The following is a 2,404-nucleotide window of genomic DNA, read 5'->3' as shown; positions in this document are numbered from 1 at the left end:
AAACCATGGAAAAAAAATACGAACTTACTGATGAAACAATCGAAGTTGGGGGCAAAACTCTCCACCGCATTCGTGCATTGAGAGACTTTGGAAGAGTCAAGAAAGGTGACGTTGGTGGTTTTATTGAGCATGAGGGTAATTTATCACATGATGGCAATTGCTGGGTTGGAGATAGTGCAAAGGTTTTTGGGAATGCCAAAGTCTATGCCAATGCACTAATCCAAGATTGTGCATTGGTTTATGATAACGCAACAATTTTCGATGATGCACAAATTTTGAGTGGTGCACACATTTTCAATCATGCAAAAGTTTACGGTAATGCCCGTGTTCACGTACTTGCAAAAATTTATGGGAACGCGAAAGTGTACGATAAAGCTTCTGTTTCTGGTAGTGCACGAATATACCATGATGCAAAGATTGGCGGTAATGCAATAATTTCAAAGAACGCAGAAATTTTTGACGATGCTTGTGTTTTTGAATCCGCATGTATTGCAGATGATGCACGTGTTTTTGGAAAGGCTAAGGTTTATGGCGATGCCGCAGTCCACCAAGGTGCACATGTTTCTGAAAAAGCTAAAATTGGCGGTCAAGCAGAAATCTCTGGAAATGCCCGTGTGTTTGGTGGTGCAATAGTTTGCGAGAATGCCAAAGTAACCGGAAATACAAAAGTATCTGGAAATGACACTGTTTTAAGATAAGGGCGACTTAAAACATGGAAAAAAAATACGAACTTACTGATGAAACAATCGAAGTTGGGGGCAAAACTCTCCACCGCATTCGCGCATTACGAGACTTTGGAAACGTCGAGAAAGGTGATTTAGGTGGCTATATACAAAAAGAAGACAACCTATCGCATCATGGTAATTGCTGGGTAGGTGATGATGCAAAAGTCTATGGTTATGCCAAGGTTTTTGGTGATGCTAAGGTTTACGAAAATGCACAAGTTTACGGTTATGCACATGTTTACAACAATTCTCGTATTTATGGCAAAGCAGAAGTTTGCGATGAACCATGCATTTACGGTGATGCAGAAGTTTACGGTGATGCATATATTTGCGGTGAACCGCACGTTTTTGATAATGCAGAAGTTTATGGCAATGCACAAGTTTACGGTGAGGCATACATTTACGATGGGGCGCGTGTTTACGGCAATGCGCAAGTTTACGGTGATGCGCATGTTTACGGTCATGCAAAAATTTACGGTGAAGCATGTGTATGTTGGGACGACTGGATTGATGGCGATAAAAGAATCTCAACTAGGTAACAAACCAGATGAAAAAATACGAATTTACTGATGAAAAAATTGTGTTTGATGGAAGAACTCTTCACCGAATTAGAGCATTAAGAGACTTTGGATATGTCAAAAAAGGTGACCTAGGCGGTTTTATAGAAAAAGAAGACAATCTAAGTCATGATGGCAATTGCTGGGTTTCTGGTAACGCCAAAGTTTATGGAAAAGCTAAAGTTTGTGGTTTTGCCGAGATTTTTGGTAATACCGTAATAGCCATATAAGCCGTTTCTAACGCCGAAAAACCAACTTTTAAACACCAGCGTGATTCACGCCACGGGTGAATTGTACGCAAATCAAGGAAATAAACCATGAAAAAGAAATACGAACTTACTGATGAAACAATTCAGTTTGATGGAAAAACTCTTCACCGTATTCGTGCTTTAAGGGATTTTGATGATGTCAAAAAAGGAGATCTTGGTGGTTTTATTGAAAAGGAATATAACTTAGGTCATAAAGGTAATTGCTGGGTGTATGATGATGCCAAGGTGTATGAAAGCGCTACCATTTTTCATAATGCCAAGATATTTGATGGCGCCTGTATTAGTGGAAATGCTTCAGTTTATTCTGATGCACAAGTTTACAGTCGTGCTGTTGTTTTTGGTAATGCCGAAGTTTCTGGTAGTGCACATGTTTTTGGTGATGCTGTTGTTCGCGACAAATCTCATGTTTACGGTGATGCAGAAGTTTACAATAGCGCACTCATTTATGGTGACGCAGAAGTTTTTGAGAATGCACGAATAAAGAATAGTGCCCACATTTACGACAATGCTCGTGTATATGGGAACGCAATAATTTGTGGTCCTGCTCTCATTTATAACAATGCTAAAGTTTATGGTGATGTCATTATATCATGCTCCAATTTCACGTATGAGGATGATATTAATTATGGAAATGTTGAGATTTTTGGAGATGCAAAAGTTTATGATAGTGCTCGCATTTATGACGCAGTCAAGATCTTTAGAAATGCCGAAATTCGTGGATTAGCTAATATTCGCGGAAACACGAGAATTCCTCAAGACATAAAAATTTAACAACCAACCAGCCTTTTAACACAAGCGTGATTCACGCCACGGGGGAATTGCGCGCAAATCAAGGAAACCAACATGACAAATT

General features: G+C 39.4%; 4 protein-coding genes. All 4 read left to right on the top strand.

The annotated features are described in order from the left end of the window. Positions 1-698: hypothetical protein (locus tag ACFILA_RS09295; protein WP_375661097.1), on the top strand; the 698-nt coding region annotated here is incomplete at its 5' end. 14 nt (positions 699-712) lie between these two features. Then, positions 713-1,264, top strand: coding sequence for a hypothetical protein (locus ACFILA_RS09290; protein WP_375661096.1), 552 nt, complete (start codon positions 713-715; stop codon positions 1,262-1,264). A gap of 8 nt (positions 1,265-1,272) precedes the next feature. Continuing rightward, on the top strand, positions 1,273-1,512 hold the full coding sequence (locus ACFILA_RS09285; RefSeq protein ID WP_375661095.1) for a hypothetical protein: 240 nt from the start codon (positions 1,273-1,275) through the stop codon (positions 1,510-1,512). Between the two features lie 87 nt (positions 1,513-1,599). Then, complete coding sequence (locus ACFILA_RS09280) at positions 1,600-2,322, top strand: hypothetical protein (RefSeq protein ID WP_375661094.1); 723 nt, start codon at positions 1,600-1,602, stop codon at positions 2,320-2,322. Positions 2,323-2,404: the final 82 nt, after the last annotated feature.

This window comes from Bartonella sp. CL71SXKL (assembly GCF_042194935.1).
GTDB lineage: Bacteria > Pseudomonadota > Alphaproteobacteria > Rhizobiales > Rhizobiaceae > Bartonella.
This window is presented reverse-complemented; position numbering and strand designations above follow the sequence as displayed.